Origin of the sequence: Thalassolituus sp. UBA6592 (assembly GCF_002433655.1) — a bacterium.
Lineage (GTDB): Bacteria > Pseudomonadota > Gammaproteobacteria > Pseudomonadales > Oceanobacteraceae > Venatoribacter.
The window spans coordinates 1-14,241 of the sequence record NZ_DJIO01000070.1; the positions used below are offsets into that span (position 1 = coordinate 1).

At 48.7% G+C, this 14,241-nt stretch carries 15 protein-coding genes; 10 read left to right on the forward strand and 5 right to left on the reverse strand.

The genetic code is table 11. The annotated features are described in order from the left end of the window. Both B2Z72_RS06885 and B2Z72_RS06890 read right to left on the reverse strand, forming a co-directional pair. The coding region (locus B2Z72_RS06885; RefSeq protein ID WP_296982998.1) for an IS3 family transposase at positions 1-597 on the reverse strand (597 nt) is incomplete at its 3' end. 20 nt (positions 598-617) lie between these two features. Continuing rightward, positions 618-1,004, reverse strand: coding sequence for a helix-turn-helix domain-containing protein (locus B2Z72_RS06890; protein WP_296982997.1), 387 nt, complete (start codon positions 1,002-1,004; stop codon positions 618-620). 15 nt (positions 1,005-1,019) lie between these two features. On the opposite strand from B2Z72_RS06890, the gene B2Z72_RS06895 reads away from it, so the two are divergent. The 7 genes from B2Z72_RS06895 to B2Z72_RS06925 all read left to right on the forward strand — a co-directional run bounded on the left by B2Z72_RS06895 (position 1,020) and on the right by B2Z72_RS06925 (position 9,784). Further along, positions 1,020-1,514 (forward strand): hypothetical protein, encoded by a 495-nt coding sequence (locus B2Z72_RS06895; RefSeq protein ID WP_296982996.1) that lies wholly within the window; start codon positions 1,020-1,022, stop codon positions 1,512-1,514. After that, positions 1,514-4,318, forward strand: coding sequence for a DEAD/DEAH box helicase (locus B2Z72_RS06900; RefSeq protein WP_296982995.1), 2,805 nt, complete (start codon positions 1,514-1,516; stop codon positions 4,316-4,318). Before B2Z72_RS06895 ends, B2Z72_RS06900 begins: the two co-directional genes overlap by 1 nt. A 79-nt stretch (positions 4,319-4,397) precedes the next feature. Next, entirely contained in the window at positions 4,398-5,165 is a 768-nt protein-coding gene (locus tag B2Z72_RS06905; protein WP_296982994.1) for a DUF2971 domain-containing protein, read from the forward strand. A gap of 67 nt (positions 5,166-5,232) precedes the next feature. Next, positions 5,233-6,243 carry an Abi family protein gene (locus B2Z72_RS06910; RefSeq protein WP_296982993.1) on the forward strand — a complete coding sequence of 337 codons (1,011 nt, stop codon included), beginning with the start codon at positions 5,233-5,235 and terminating at the stop codon, positions 6,241-6,243. A 193-nt stretch (positions 6,244-6,436) separates the two neighbouring features. Beyond that, the gene (locus B2Z72_RS06915) at positions 6,437-7,540 is read left to right on the forward strand and encodes an endonuclease NucS domain-containing protein (protein ID WP_296982992.1); all 1,104 of its coding nucleotides are present in this window, start codon (positions 6,437-6,439) and stop codon (positions 7,538-7,540) included. Between the two features lie 574 nt (positions 7,541-8,114). Next, positions 8,115-8,777, forward strand: a complete 663-nt coding sequence (locus B2Z72_RS06920) for an outer membrane beta-barrel protein (protein ID WP_296982991.1) — start codon at positions 8,115-8,117, stop codon at positions 8,775-8,777. A gap of 149 nt (positions 8,778-8,926) precedes the next feature. Beyond that, positions 8,927-9,784, forward strand: coding sequence for an LEA type 2 family protein (locus B2Z72_RS06925; protein ID WP_296982990.1), 858 nt, complete (start codon positions 8,927-8,929; stop codon positions 9,782-9,784). Between the two features lie 120 nt (positions 9,785-9,904). Here B2Z72_RS06925 and B2Z72_RS06930 read toward each other — a convergent pair whose 3' ends face one another. The 3 genes from B2Z72_RS06930 to B2Z72_RS06940 are packed head-to-tail and all read right to left on the reverse strand — an operon-like array spanning position 9,905 to position 12,326. Further along, positions 9,905-10,378 carry a hypothetical protein gene (locus B2Z72_RS06930; RefSeq protein ID WP_296982989.1) on the reverse strand — a complete coding sequence of 158 codons (474 nt, stop codon included), beginning with the start codon at positions 10,376-10,378 and terminating at the stop codon, positions 9,905-9,907. Positions 10,379-10,384: 6 nt separating this feature from the next. Continuing rightward, positions 10,385-11,095 (reverse strand): OmpA family protein, encoded by a 711-nt coding sequence (locus B2Z72_RS06935; RefSeq protein ID WP_296982988.1) that lies wholly within the window; start codon positions 11,093-11,095, stop codon positions 10,385-10,387. Next, positions 11,088-12,326, reverse strand: coding sequence for a hypothetical protein (locus B2Z72_RS06940; protein WP_296982987.1), 1,239 nt, complete (start codon positions 12,324-12,326; stop codon positions 11,088-11,090). Before B2Z72_RS06940 ends, B2Z72_RS06935 begins: the two co-directional genes overlap by 8 nt. Positions 12,327-12,481: 155 nt before the next feature. On the opposite strand from B2Z72_RS06940, the gene B2Z72_RS06945 reads away from it, so the two are divergent. From B2Z72_RS06945 to B2Z72_RS06955, 3 genes are read left to right on the forward strand one after another with little or no spacing between them, the layout of a single operon-like run. After that, positions 12,482-12,802 (forward strand): YbjQ family protein, encoded by a 321-nt coding sequence (locus tag B2Z72_RS06945; RefSeq protein ID WP_296982986.1) that lies wholly within the window; start codon positions 12,482-12,484, stop codon positions 12,800-12,802. A 9-nt stretch (positions 12,803-12,811) separates the two neighbouring features. After that, positions 12,812-13,294 (forward strand): YbjQ family protein, encoded by a 483-nt coding sequence (locus tag B2Z72_RS06950; protein WP_296982985.1) that lies wholly within the window; start codon positions 12,812-12,814, stop codon positions 13,292-13,294. 7 nt (positions 13,295-13,301) lie between these two features. Continuing rightward, complete coding sequence (locus B2Z72_RS06955; protein ID WP_296982984.1) at positions 13,302-14,153, forward strand: M48 family metallopeptidase; 852 nt, start codon at positions 13,302-13,304, stop codon at positions 14,151-14,153. Positions 14,154-14,241 lie beyond the last annotated feature (88 nt).

Here is a 14,241-nt window from a genome sequence, read left to right on the forward strand (position 1 = left end):
ATCCGTCATTGAGGAGGCGATACCATTGCTCTCCAGTATTTCACGGTAATGGGCCGAGCAGTACTGCAATCCGCGATCAGAGTGATGAATAAGTGGCTTATCTGTTAGCCGGTTTGATATAGCCTCACTCAGAGCCTGACTAACCGATTCAGCTTTCATGTCGTCACTTAAATGGTAACCCATGATCTTCCTTGATCCTGCATCCGTCACCAACGACAGGTAATGGACGCCTTCAGCACTTTCCAGGTAAGTAATATCACTCACAAAAGCCTGTTCTGGCTCCGTTATCGTGAGCTGCTGATAGAGGTTCGGTGATTTTCGCATCCAGTGCTTGCTATGCGTTGTTTTCCGGTATTGCCGGCGTGGATAGACCAACAGTCGGTGCTGGCGTAGCAGATCGAACAAGCGATCTCTGCCAAGTTTGATATTCCAGCGTTCCAGATCATCCTGAAGCAGGTGATGAAGCTTACGTGTGCCGACCTTCGGCAACGAGCGGCGCCATGCTTTCACCTGCTCAACTACCGGTTCAAGTACCAGGCTTCTCGCTTTATCTCGCTGCTCTTTCTGGTAAATAGCCTGCCGGGATATACCCAGCAAGCGGCAGCTTCTGGCCAGGCTTATTCGTCCTTGGACCTGAGATGATCTGGCAATGAGTCTAAGAACTTTTTTCGGAAGGAGGTCCCCTTTATCTCATCGACCTTCTTAATCGTCTCTTCAAGCAGGTAGGCATAATCATCTTTATCCCGAAGTTCTCGTTCGAGTCTTTTGATCTTTTGTTCTGGAGTTTCTTTGTTCATGGTGCGCCCTGAAGATGCATTCCAGTTGAGCGTACCATGTTTCCGGAGCCAGACGAGAACAGTACTCCTCCCCTGAATACCATAATGAGCCTGGGCTTGTTTGTAGGTCATTTCGCCTTTTTCTACCTGATCGACAACCGATAGTTTAAAGGCAAGTGAATAATCACGTTGAGTGCGCTTTTTACCTGTATGGATAGCTGATCCCATAAATAAGTCTCCTGGGTGTCAACTTATTTCAGGACGGGTCATTGGATTACTTTAAACCCAGCAAAAAGGGCCGGAAATTATACAGAACCCCGCTACACAATACTCAGCTGGAAACAAGCGCTGTGTATTATTCATTACTTTCAGGATATACCCGATATTCATGAAGTAGAGGCATTCCTCGAAGAAGAGTTTGACTACTGGTTTAACCAGCCAGTGCTACGCAAAACTCACCCTGTATTTGTAAAGTACCTGTACTACAAAACACATACTCCCTATAGCCCGAATATGGCTATGTTGGGCGACAGAGCTATGGACAGCTATACAACTTATGATGCAATGAATAATGATTGCTGGCATACACCTCTGGCTGATGAGAGGGCACTACTCGAACAACTGGGGGTCGATTTATACAACCGGTCCGAATACAAAGAAAAGTTTCCCACACCATTTTGGATAGATCCAGATGAAGGCCGGGGTGTTGTAAAACAACATGAAGAAGAGGAATCCTGATGGCAAATCTGATACCCGTTATTGGTTGTCTTGTTACAGTTAATGAGCGCGTAGGATATGTAAGTGGAAACCAGTTCGCCAAAGACACAAGCAAAGTAGATGTTTTATGGCAACCTGGTCGCGATACCTCCACCGTACCCTTAGACCTGCTGCAGTCAGCATTCAAAATGGGAATGGAAGTTGAGCACAAGCCAGATTCTGCAGCGCAAAAGAGCCTGGGCTACGGCACCGTTCTGAAAACCCGTGAAATTGCAGGCTTCCAGCAACTTCTGGTCGAATTTCCTGAGAGTAGCGCAAAGCATTGGCTTCCTTTTGAGCGCTTAGCATATGTCCAATCCACTCAGCACAGATTCGTTGTGGGCAATACAGGCTCTGACGATTCAGCAGAGCGATTTCGCCTGAAGTTTCTTGCTCACACTATCGAAAACTGGAATGAAAATACCGGAGCTTTATCACATCTGGGAATTGACCCACTACCTCATCAAATTGACTTAGTTCATAAAATACTGAATCACGGCAATCGTAACTGGTTGATTGCCGATGATGTAGGTTTAGGTAAAACCATTGAAACAGGAATGCTCATTAAAGCGCTTATACAGCGCGACCTTGCCAGCAGAATTCTGATTATTACGCCAGCAGGCCTGACCAGACAATGGAAAGAGGATGAGCTGTACGGAAAGTTCAAATTGGGTGAATTTAAAATCTATGGTGAAAACTTTACGATTGATACTCCCCGGGACTGGTATGGATACAATAACGTTATTGCTTCAATCGATCGACTCAAAGAACCGGAACATCTCGATTCCATTATGCAGGCAGATAATTGGGACCTAATTATCTTTGATGAGACACACCGGCTTAGCAGAACCTTATACGGTAATACCTATGAGGAATCGCAACGCTACAACCTTGCTCGAAAATTACGCAAGAAAACAGATTCCTTAATACTTCTGAGTGCCACTCCCCATCAAGGTAAAGAGGATAAATTCCATGCCCTTCTTCATCTGTTAAGACCCGAACTCAAAGACAAAATAGACACGCTGGAACTGAACCCGCAAATCCTGAATGACATGATGCTGCGTAACAACAAAGCCGATGTTACGGATAAGGATGGTAAATTTATTTTCGTAGGAAAAAGAACACATGCCATCCGCGTTGAAATTAACGACGAAGCCAAAGACTTTGACCAGGCACTGCAAAGCTACCTGAAGCAAGGTTATGCACAAGCACGCCAGCTAGGCAAAGCAGGCAACGCAATCGGCTTTGTAATGACAGTCTACCGCAAGTTGGCAGCCTCAAGTGTCCAGGCTATTTATAACTCACTTGTTCGACGCAAGGCGCGTTTAGAAGGCATGATTTCCGGTGAAATTGAATACGCAAAAGAAGATGAGCGATATGCAGGCGAGTTTGAAGAAATTTCTATCAGTCAAACTGATGATGAGTTCTTCGCAGGTGAGCTTCCGCTACTGGAAGAACTGATTGAGCGTTGCCAACGATTGATACCACACGACAGAAAGCTCAAAGAGTTTATGAGCTCCATGTTACACAGCATCCTGAATGAGTCGCCCAATGAGAAGGTATTAATCTTTACCGAATATCGATCAACTCAGGACTATATTCAACAAGCTTTAGCTCAAAAATTTGGAGTTGATAAAGTTGAACTCATCAATGGTTCGATGAAAGCCATCGACCGCCGGGAGGCAATAAAGCGCTTTGAAGGCAACGGCCAGTTTCTTATTTCTACAGAAGCAGGCGGTGAAGGTATCAACCTTCAGAGCCAGTGCCACATCATGGTAAATTATGATTTACCATGGAACCCGATGCGTCTGGTTCAACGCATTGGGCGTCTTTACCGTTATGGGCAAAAGAAAGTAGTGTTGGTTTTTAATATACACTCCCCTACTACGGCAGACGAGAAAATCATCAGTCTCATGTATGAACGTATCAATCAGGTTGTAAAAGACCTTGCGACGGTGGGAGACGAATACAATGAGCGGTTAGGTGATGACATTCTTGGCCAGGTAGCTGACTTAGCCGACATGGAAACCATCCTTAATGAAGCTCCTGAAAACAACATCAACCGTACTCAGGAACGGATTAACGATGCTTTATTTCGGGCTAAAGATGCCGCTAACAAGCAACGGGACCTGTTTGAAAATGCATCCAGCTACAACCCTGAAAACCGACTTGATACCTTTGAGCCATCTAAGTTTCATATTTACAGCTTCGTAGAAGGGATGTTTGGCTACCTGAACATAGAGATTGTTGAAAAAACCAATGCCAGTGAAGTTTGGCATGTTCGACTACCGGAGAACCTGATGGAAAAACTGGGTGTCAGACGATCGCGCTGGTCTTTCACACTAAATGATATTATTGCTGCTCAGAGAGCTGACATTGAAATTTTGGATATGGATCACTTCTTAATGCAACATTTCATTAAAGAAGCTAAGTCCTATACGTTTAGTGGACAAACTGCCGTCATTCAATACCCAGACTCAGATGGGGCGGTCATTGCCTCTGCTTATTTGCGCTGGCAAAACGATTGCGGAAAACGACAAAAGCAAGAGTTTATAACCTGGGTTATACAATCAGATGGTTCGATTAAGATCAACCCCAGCGAGCTTTATGAACTGACAGCCGTACCACTGGCCAATGGAACATACAGCAGCACGTCGGAAAAGAACAAGCAAACAATAATTCGCTTCCAACAGGCTGCAGGAAGACGGCTCACTGAGCTAAGTAACAACTGGCTTCAACCAGACAATGTTGAACTGATCTCTGCCGGGTGGTTTGAAGTTGAGTAATAGTTGTCTTTACAAATACATGCCGTACAGAGATGAATTTTTCAGTAATTTCTACCTGCGCTGCACTCCACGTAGCGCTTTGAACGACCCGTTTGAATTACGTCCATCCAACAAATATATGTTTGACCACAGGTTGGATATTCATGCCCAGCTTGAGATGACGCCAGAAACAGAGGTCAGCGAAGAACTATTTGACTTCAACTGTGGGTTTTTAAAGCGAGCTTTCAAAAAAATGGGCATCTCCTCCTTCTCTGAAACCTACGATAACCTGCTTATGTGGAGTCATTACGCAGACAACCATCGAGGAATCGTGGTTGCCTTCGATACCACACATGACTTTTTCAAAGAAGACGGTAGTAAATCCCGTCAACTGGGCCGGGTTCATTACCGTAAAGACAGAATGAAAGCCATCCCCCAGAAATTGCAGAACGGCTTTCATATGGCTGACAATACCCGAATCTATTTCGAGAAGTCTGACGAATGGATCTATGAAAAAGAACATCGCCTGCTCAATGACCTTTACCAAGCAGATGCAACGCTGTGCACTCCGGAATACTATGATAAACAACTGCGGCACAAGTACCCGGGTTACCAGCCGGAGGCAGTTAGTGACAAACTGGTATCGATCACTGACATCGGAGACAAATACTACGACGCCTCTGATCCCGATGTTATCTGTATGCTCCAGGTTCCGCCCGAATGCATTCTCTCAGTGATATGTGGAACAAACATGCCGGATGAACAGAAGGAGATAGTTCGGCTGCACGCCCAATTTTTGGGATACAGCTACTACGAGGCTGTTCCAGACTCAGACGAGTACAAACTTAATTTTGTTCAGCCAGAGTGAAAAAGACCTGCAAAACATTTTCAGTACATTACGATGGTTCTGTAACAGGTAGATTGATGGATAAATTATGAGCTACAACAAGCCCTGGCTAAGCGTTAGTGAGCAGATAGATAAACTTCAGGTGCAAGGTCTGGAAGTCACTGACAAGCCACGAGCAGAACTTACCCTGCGCCGTATCGGATACTATCGATTGAGTGGCTATTGGTACCCATTTAGAGAGCGCTCTGGTCTAGCCTGCTCTGTTCCTGAAATCGCAGGAAAACCATCTAAGAAGGACAAGAAAGTTCAGACATTCCCCTTAGATTCATTCAAAAGCGGCCTACGATTTCAGGATGCCGTTGATTTATACGTATTCGATAAAAAATTACGATTATTGGTGCTTGATGCGTTAGAGCGAATCGAAGTAGCTTTGAGGGTTGATATATCTCATACACTTGGTGAAATTGACCCATTCGCTTACCTCAGACCAGAATTGCTTTCTGACAACTTTACACGGAAGCTAAACAGCAGAGGCGGACTAAGCGACTATCACGCATGGCTCGCTAACCATGCAAAGTTGCTTGATCGATCCAAAGAAGAGTTCATTAAACACAACAAAGACAAGTACGGCCTACCGATCGCCATTTGGATTGCCTGTGAAGTCTGGGACTTCGGTTGTATGTCACGCCTGTTTGCCGGGCTCAAAAATGAACACCAAGATATGATATCGAACAGGTATGGCATCAAGAATGGCGGTGTCTTTGCCTCATGGCTACGTAGCCTGAACTACCTGCGTAACGTCTGTGCTCATCACAGCCGCCTCTGGAACAGAAACATCATCGACCAGCCTCAAAAGCCTGCTAAGACAGAAACCCTCGCTTTCCTGCATGCATGGGATGATGGACGTTTGGTTGCCAGACCATTCCTTCTGTTTTGTATAATTCATCACCTGCTACAAACGATTAACCCCACAACTAGCTGGTGGGAACGTTTATCAAACTTACTGAATGAGTTTCCATTAAACGGTGATGAGCCTGCTCTATCACTGGATGCGCTGGGAACAATAACTGGGTGGCAAGATTGGGGCTTGAATGACTAGACGGGAGGCATTAAAAAACCCCTCAGCAGCTACAGGATAATGGACTTATCACTGTATCCGATCGGGGCCGTGTTACGCGTAACATTAGTTGATAGCAGGGCTGGCCGTCAAGTGAATATCACTCAAAATGAGTCAATATGAGTGATATTCACACAGTACACTGACCTATAACCTATGTAAAAAGAGATCAATGATGGCCATTCAACAAGGTATCTGGCGCATAAACGCCGATAACAACACCGTCAGCACACCAACCTGGCTTGAAACTGCCCGGCTGGACGATGAGAACCAGCTGGAAGAGCTGATTGTGCAGGATGTTTCCATCATCAACGCTGACTGGCTGTTGATCGGCCGGCAGGTGCGCACCAGCTTCGACAAACGCATCGACCTGCTGGCACTGGATGCCAATGGCAGCGTTATTATCATTGAGCTTAAGCGGGACAAAACACCCCGCGACGTGGTGGCTCAGACCATTGATTATGCATCATGGGTTGAAACCATGCAGGATAACCAGCTGGTCGACTGTTATGTGGAATTCGCCGAACGTCATGCCCTGCCAATAAAAAGCCTGGATGCCGCATTTAAAACGAAGTTTGGCCAACCGTTGGCTGACGTCAGCCTGAATGATTCCCACCAGATGGTGATTGTTGCTTCTGAACTGGATGCCAGTACAGAACGAATCATCACTTACCTGAATGACCGTCACGGCGTTGGTATCAATGCCGTGTTTTTCTCTGCGTTTACCGACGGGGACAACCGCTACCTGTCCCGTGCATGGATGATCGACCCACAGGAAACTCAACAGCTGGTCAGCACCCGTGGCGCCCGAGAACCCTGGAATGGTGAATTTTATGTGTCCTTCGGACAAGACCAACGCCGTAACTGGGAAGATGCCCGACGGTACGGTTACATCGCAGCCGGCGGCGGCCAGTGGTATTCCAATACTCTGAACATGCTGGCAGAAGGCGACCGTATCTGGGTAAACATCCCGAAAACCGGCTATGTGGGGGTTGGTATCGTAACCGGAGAGCGGCAGCGTCTTAGCGATTTCACCGCAGAAGGTAAGGGCCTGACAGAGTTACCGACTCAGATGGACTATCAGCCTTTTATCGATGAACCTGATGAATCCGCAGAGTATGTTGTTCCTGTTCGCTGGCAGCATACCGTACCGGCATCAGAGGCTTTCTCAGAGACGGGGCTGTTCGGTAACCAGAATACAGTCTGTAAGCCCACGGCCACCAAATGGCGGCATACAGTGGAAAGATTGAAATCCATTTGGATGGTGACTTCTGACTGAGAGCATCTGGTACGCCTTGCAGCATGCGAACATAGCAGGCACAGCTGCTCTATCCAGGCTTAGTCCTTGTAGTGTGCTACCGGGAAACCGCAGCAAGGTAAAATGCTACTTAAACCAACCATAAACATTCTGTTTAAGAGAAAATAAAAAAGAGAAAGCGCGGGGAAAATTTTTTTACCCTTCCCAAAACCTTTCCAATTTTTTTGATAGCACCAAAAAACTGGATCCCTGTTCGCCTACACCATCAAAAACAGAGGGGTAACTTGAGGGGTAACTTTTAATGACTAAAAAGTCATTAAACTTATAAATCAATAACTTAACCATTATTGTCGGACTCCTGTGGGGAGGCCATCAGGTCTTCCATTACCCTCCAAAGCCTGACCAGATATTTTCCGCAAAGTCAGCGCATAAACCGCACCGAAAGCCATCTTTCTACAGACTCTGCCGTCCCGGCCATGTCACAAAATTATCATATTTCACTATTAACGATTTTCTCGTTAAGTGTGGTAGCGTGGCCAAAAGAGTACGAAAGTACCAATACCCCATCTTTTATAATGCATATATGGAACATTGCATGAAAAAACGTATTTTAGCGTCGTTAATCACTTTTTCTCTGGCCGCTTCTGCTCAGGCAGAAAGTCCTTTCAGCTATGATGCAGCCCAACTCAGCTACAGTTTTACCACCATAGGTGTGGAAGACACTGATCTTGAGTTCAGCGGCTACGAACTGACAGCATCATTCGGCAAAGAGCTGGAAAACCAGTGGTTTGTCTATGTGACCGGAAGTGCTGCATCCATTAATGATGACGACAGTCAGAATGGTATCCGTTTTGATATTGATGCAACCGGTCAATCCGTTTCCGCAAGCCTGGGAAAAGCCATCAATCTGAATAACAAGGCCGACCTGTACATTATGGGAGGCCTGGCGTATTCCGCGATTGATGTGGAGATGACAGCAACTGATACCTATTATGGTGACAGAGTCACGTTCAGTGACGACGGCTCCGACATGTCAGTTGGCCTGGAAGTGGGTGCCAGACTCTACCTCGACTCAGCTGATCACGTCGAATTAGCACCGTTTCTGAGTATGACTTCTCAGAATGGTGACTCTACCAAACTGATTGGTGTGAACCTCGGATTTTCGCTTTCTGACAGGGTACAACTGTTGGGTGCCTTCTCGACCAGTCTGGATGACGACATCGATATTATCGGCGCTGGCATCAGAATCTATCTTTAATAAATCCAATACAGCAGGCACGGAGCCGGTATGCGATCCATATCAGCTCCGCTATCTGCCAAAGCAGACCGCCAATAACTCCAACCAGTTATCCATTTCCCTCCACCCAAAGTGATAGACTGCTGTTTTGCCTAACACCGGAGTCATTCATGCGCGCCCTGTCCCGTCCTTTTTCCCTGCTGCTGTTGGCAGCGTTTACTCTGCTGAGTGGCTGTGCTGCCCTGCAGGATGTCGCCAAAGTGATGAAGCCAGAGGCATCCGTTGCCGATGTATCGGTTGCTGATCTGTCACTGCAGGCTATTACTTTGCTGGTCGACGTTAAAGTTGATAACCCGAATGCTTTTGCTCTGAACACGTCAGGTTTCGATCTGGATCTGGATATTGCCGGTTCGACACTGGCTAATGTGAAGCAGCCGGACAGTAAGATGAGCATTCCGGCGCAGGGCAGCAATCATATGAAGCTGCCGGTGACTCTGGCCTTTAAAGATCTGTATTCCGCAGTATCCGGCGCCGCCGGTAAAAACTCTGTGCCTTATGGCATTAAAGGTAATGTGAAGCTGAACCTGCCGGTGCTGGGTGATGTCAGTCTGCCACTGAGCTTTGAAGACATTCTGCCGATTCCGAAAATGCCGGACATCAAACTGAATAATATCCGTCTGGATTCTGCCAGCCTGTCTGGTATCAAACTGAATATGGATATGGAAGTGACCAACCCCAACAGCTTTGGCCTGACCGTTAATTCACTGGGCTACGCACTGAAAGCTGCCGGTAAATCGCTGGGCAGTGGCAATATGCAGAGCCTGAATATTGGTGAGGGTGAAAGCAAAGTGGTGTCTGTTCCGCTGTCACTGAGCCTGTCGGAACTGGGTATGAGTCTGTACAAAATGCTCACCGGCAGTGACGCGGTGAAATTTGCTCTGCAGGGCAATGCCGATATCGCCCCAGACCTGGGCGTGTGGAAACCGGAAGCGTTCAGCTTTAACAGCGAGAAGTCGGTTTCTTTCTGATACCAGCTTTCTGATATCAGCTTTCTGCTGATTTTATTTTCTAAGTCCAGCCCCGCACAGCAACCTCTGTGCGGGGCAGGATCAGAAAAAATGGGTAAAAACAGTGCTCTGAAACGCCCGTCAGATAATCGGATAGAAAGGGTAATCGACTTTGAAATCCGCCAGCGAAAAGTGCTCCACCACCTGATCTGAAAATTCTGCCCGGCGCATACGGCGGGCATCAACCCCCTGATACTGCAATACCGACAGGCACTCCAGGCACACGGCTTTATGTTTGTGATCAAAGTTGCCGGTGCTGATCTGTACGTCTTTTTCCCGGTGCCGCAGCGCCTGCACCGTTTTGCAATAGGCCAGATGAATATCATCGTCCTGCTGCAGCCAGATACGGGTATTTTTGTAGGCCAGGGTTTTGTCTTTCAGTATCCGCAACAGGTGTGACGATATATCCACCAGCCCGCCTTCCAGTGCTTCACGTTCGGAATAGGTCAGCTGTTTTTCCGGATCAAACAACACAAATTCACCCAGTGATTCCGTGCCCATTTTCTCCCGGAGCTGATTAAAACCTTCGTCATCAAGAAAATCGGGAAGCTTCATAACAGCCTACTGCAGTACTTTATCGAGAATGGTGGCGATGCGGCTTTCGGCATCAGTACGCACATGAAACTCTACCCGCCGTGAACGGTCGCCATTTTCACTGCCATCGGCATTGCGGATCACTTTGGCAGACGACAGGCCGTTAGCCGTCAGGTGCGATTTCAGCCAGACTTTATCGTCGTGTACTTCATTCAGCCCGAGCAGAAAAGCCAGCGTCGAACGGGTCCGTTCCTGGGACAGATTCATATTGCGGATATAAGCATCATCCTCACTCAGCGCGCCGGACCAGGCACTGGAGGTGTGCCCTTCGATGCGCACCTCAAGAATATCATTGCGGTATTTCTGTTGGGCGATAATGCGCATATAACGCGGAAAAAAATCTTTCAGAATGGCCTGAAATTCCGGTTTCAGATCGGCCTGACCTTTATCGAACAACACCTCGGTATTGTTAAAACGGAAGGTCAGATCTTTATCCAGCTCTGCGCCCCAGCCGGCCATATCCGGGGCAAATTCGCTTTTTAAATCTTCATACAACTGCACCCGCAGATGATCATAAAGAATGGCGACGTCGCGCACTTTATTGCGCTCTTCTTCGACATTCATCATAAACACCACAGAAATCAGCATGAACACCATCATCAGACCGGCCATCAGGTCAGAGACGGCAACCCAGTGGCCTTCCTGTTCTTTCAGCTGTTCGAGTTCATTTTCATTCATCGATCTGCTCGGCCATCTTAACCAGACGCTGGAGTTTTTCTGTTAGCGGTGAGTAATCACTGACAAACTTCTCGGACAATGCCGTGAGCTGCATACCAAAGGATTTCAGCGCTTTGTTCAGTTCTTCTTCCATGCTTTCATCCAGTACAGTGACCTGACGTTCAACCCGCTCACCCAGCCGCTGTAACTGCTGCAGACTGTGATTCTGTTGCTGTTGCAGACGGGTATCACTGTCGGTAATGGCCTGATGCAATTGCGTCTGCAGCCCCTGTTGCATGGTGCTGAGCTGCTCATTGGACCAGCGCTGTTGTTTCTCCACCGCATCGGCCATGCCCTGCGTCAGTGCCACCACACGCTCTTCCAGCTGTGGCAGACCATCGGCTGCATTGTTCACCAGATCCGCCAGACTGCTGAGCTGCGCCTGCAGGTTTGCCCGCTGCGCTTCCAGTCCGTTGAGCAGATCCTGCAGAGATTCAGAAATGCCGTTAAAGGCATTGGCATGACGCACCATGTATTCGAACGCCTCACTGGCCTCTTTCATCGAGCCCGAGGTGCGCTTCTGTTCGTCGATCAGTTCGGTAATCTGTGATTTGTATTGCTTCTGCCATTCCAGCATTGAGATCACAGACTCATTCAGGCGTTTGAAGTTATCGCCGTACTGCTCATTGATCTTGGTATTGAATTCGCGCATCACGGTTTCAATCGCGCTGATCAGGGCTTTGGCGTTGGCTTCCGCCATGCGTTCTTCATAGCTTTCCAGGGTGTTGACCACCTGACTCATGGCCGCCAGCGACTGCTGATGCTGACGCGCCAACTGCTGCGGCAGACCCTGTTCCAGTTCAGGATTCATCTGATCGGCGAGATGCTTGAGTGAGGCGTCCAGATCATCAATGGTGGCCACCCGGGTCTGGGCTTTTTCACGACGCCCGGTCTGAGACATGGCGCCACGGATTTTCAGCGTCAACGCCCCAAGCAACCCCACAATAGACGACCAGAACGCCGTCTTCAGGCCATCCATCAACTTCGGCACACTACCCTGAATATCGGATGTGTCGAAATACCACAGACCCAGCGCTACCCCGAGGAAGGTACCGAAAATACCGATACTGGTAAGAATATTCGGGGCAACTTCGGCCGTTCGGTTGGAATAGCGGAATACATGAAAAAAGACGGTTAACGCTGCAATCAGCACCATCAGCCCCAGTGTCCATGCGGAGAATTGCTCCATCATGCGTTCTGTCCCAAAACTTGTTTATATTCCTGATAAGTCTAGTTGAGATTGGCTGATTTGCCCGGGCGCTATATAGGTGTATTCACATTTCAGTCAGTTGGAGGCTTAATAAGCGCACCAGTCACTGGGTTATTCAGTGAATTCATGGAGTTATTATGCTGATCAGTAACATGGAAATCGTACCGGGCAAGCGCATTGTTAAGCATCTTGGCCTGGTTCAGGGCAGTACGGTACGGGCGAAACATGCCGGCCGCGATATTATGGCCAGCTTCAAGAACGTCTTTGGCGGCGAGCTGAAAGGCTATACCGAGCTGCTGTCAGAATCCCGCGATGAAGCCATTGCCCGCATGACACAGCAGGCGCAGACACTGGGTGCTAACGCCGTAATTAATGTGCGCTTCTCTACCTCATCCATTGCCGCCGGCGCGTCCGAGATATTTGTCTACGGCACCGCAGTAATCGTGGAAGACCGCTGAGGATCGGCCATGGAAAACCTGATATTTGTGCTGGTCATGCTGGCGCTGGGCTTTGGTTTTGGCCGTCTGGCAGAAAAACGCCACTACAGAAGTATTCATCAGCGCGAAGACAGCCTGCGCCATCTGCTGGTGCTGCCGGATAAAACGCCACCTGCGCAGTTTCTCAATCATGATTCCGTGCTGGTCAGCGGCTCGGTGGTGATCTCGGTGGATTATTTCAAAACCTTCGTCGCCTCACTGCGAAATCTGCTCGGAGGCCGTGTCAGCAGCTACGAAAGCCTGCTCGACCGTGCCCGCCGTGAAGCCATTCTGCGCATGCAGGAAGAAGCCGATGCCTATGGCGCCGATGCGGTATTCAATCTCAAATTTGAGACCAGCCGCATCGGTCAGAATGGCCAGCAGGGGCTGGGCTCGGTGGAAGTACTGGCTTACGGCACCGCGTTTATTCCTGCCGCCGCAGCTGTTACTGAAGCATCTGCGCCACAGCTCTGAGCACACCATGCAGCTTCCGCAGGGCAACCCAAAGCTCCCCGACGACATCAACAACAAAGATCAGAAACCACTGCTGGACTTCCTGCTGCTGGCAGCCGGTGTGGTTGCCGGATTGCTGTTGCTGTCGGTTGTACTGTTGAAAAGTGCGCAGTGGCTGGCGCCCCATGTACCCTATCAGTGGGAGCGTGACTGGTTTGCCAGCCTGCCAGAGACAGAAGAAGATTCCGCCAGCAATGCCGTAACGTCTGCAGATCAGACAGCAGATCAGGCATCGAATTATACGAAAGAACAGGCGCTGAACGCCCTGATGAGCCGCCTGCTTGCCGGTCAGGCCGCACCGCTACCGGTTACCCTGCACTGGCTTGAGGAGGATATGCCCAACGCCTTCGCCACGGTTGGCGGGCATATTTTCGTCACCAGTGGCCTGTTGCAGCAGGTGTCATCGGAAAACGCACTGGCTATGGTACTCGCCCACGAATACGCCCACGTTAAGCTGCGCCACCCCATCACTTTAGTCGCTGAGCAGTTATCACTTACCACGCTGAATCTGCTGATCGGCAACAGTTCTGCCTCGGCGCTGACCCAACAGGGCGGCTGGCTGGCACTGCTGTCCTACAGTCGCGATATGGAGCGTGCCGCCGACCGAATGGCGCTGGATATATTGCAGCAACACTATGGCCATACCGAAGGCGCCGCTGAATTCTTCGATCATATGCTCTCTCAGCAGGCCCAGAGCGCCTGGCAGGAAATGTTTCAGACCCACCCGATGACCAGCGAACGTCTGCAGATGATCAGCGCAAGCAATCAGCCTGCCCGTACGCAAACCCCGCTAACGCCGCTGCCCAACCCGCTCAAATAAGTACTCAGATAAGTCGCCCAGATAAGTCATGTAAAGAAATGAACAGCCACAAAAAAGCCCCGCTATTGCGGCAATGCTGTTCACTTAA

Coding starts and splice junctions, on each gene's coding strand:
- B2Z72_RS06915 (WP_296982992.1), top strand. CDS start 6,437: ATGGCCATTCAACAAGGTATCTGGCGCATAAACGCCGATAACAACACC.
- B2Z72_RS06955 (WP_296982984.1), top strand. CDS start 13,302: ATGCAGCTTCCGCAGGGCAACCCAAAGCTCCCCGACGACATCAACAAC.
- B2Z72_RS06945 (WP_296982986.1), top strand. CDS start 12,482: ATGCTGATCAGTAACATGGAAATCGTACCGGGCAAGCGCATTGTTAAG.
- B2Z72_RS06940 (WP_296982987.1), bottom strand. CDS start 12,326: ATGATGGAGCAATTCTCCGCATGGACACTGGGGCTGATGGTGCTGATT.
- B2Z72_RS06920 (WP_296982991.1), top strand. CDS start 8,115: ATGAAAAAACGTATTTTAGCGTCGTTAATCACTTTTTCTCTGGCCGCT.
- B2Z72_RS06950 (WP_296982985.1), top strand. CDS start 12,812: ATGGAAAACCTGATATTTGTGCTGGTCATGCTGGCGCTGGGCTTTGGT.
- B2Z72_RS06890 (WP_296982997.1), bottom strand. CDS start 1,004: ATGGGATCAGCTATCCATACAGGTAAAAAGCGCACTCAACGTGATTAT.
- B2Z72_RS06930 (WP_296982989.1), bottom strand. CDS start 10,378: ATGAAGCTTCCCGATTTTCTTGATGACGAAGGTTTTAATCAGCTCCGG.
- B2Z72_RS06925 (WP_296982990.1), top strand. CDS start 8,927: ATGCGCGCCCTGTCCCGTCCTTTTTCCCTGCTGCTGTTGGCAGCGTTT.
- B2Z72_RS06935 (WP_296982988.1), bottom strand. CDS start 11,095: ATGAATGAAAATGAACTCGAACAGCTGAAAGAACAGGAAGGCCACTGG.
- B2Z72_RS06910 (WP_296982993.1), top strand. CDS start 5,233: ATGAGCTACAACAAGCCCTGGCTAAGCGTTAGTGAGCAGATAGATAAA.
- B2Z72_RS06900 (WP_296982995.1), top strand. CDS start 1,514: ATGGCAAATCTGATACCCGTTATTGGTTGTCTTGTTACAGTTAATGAG.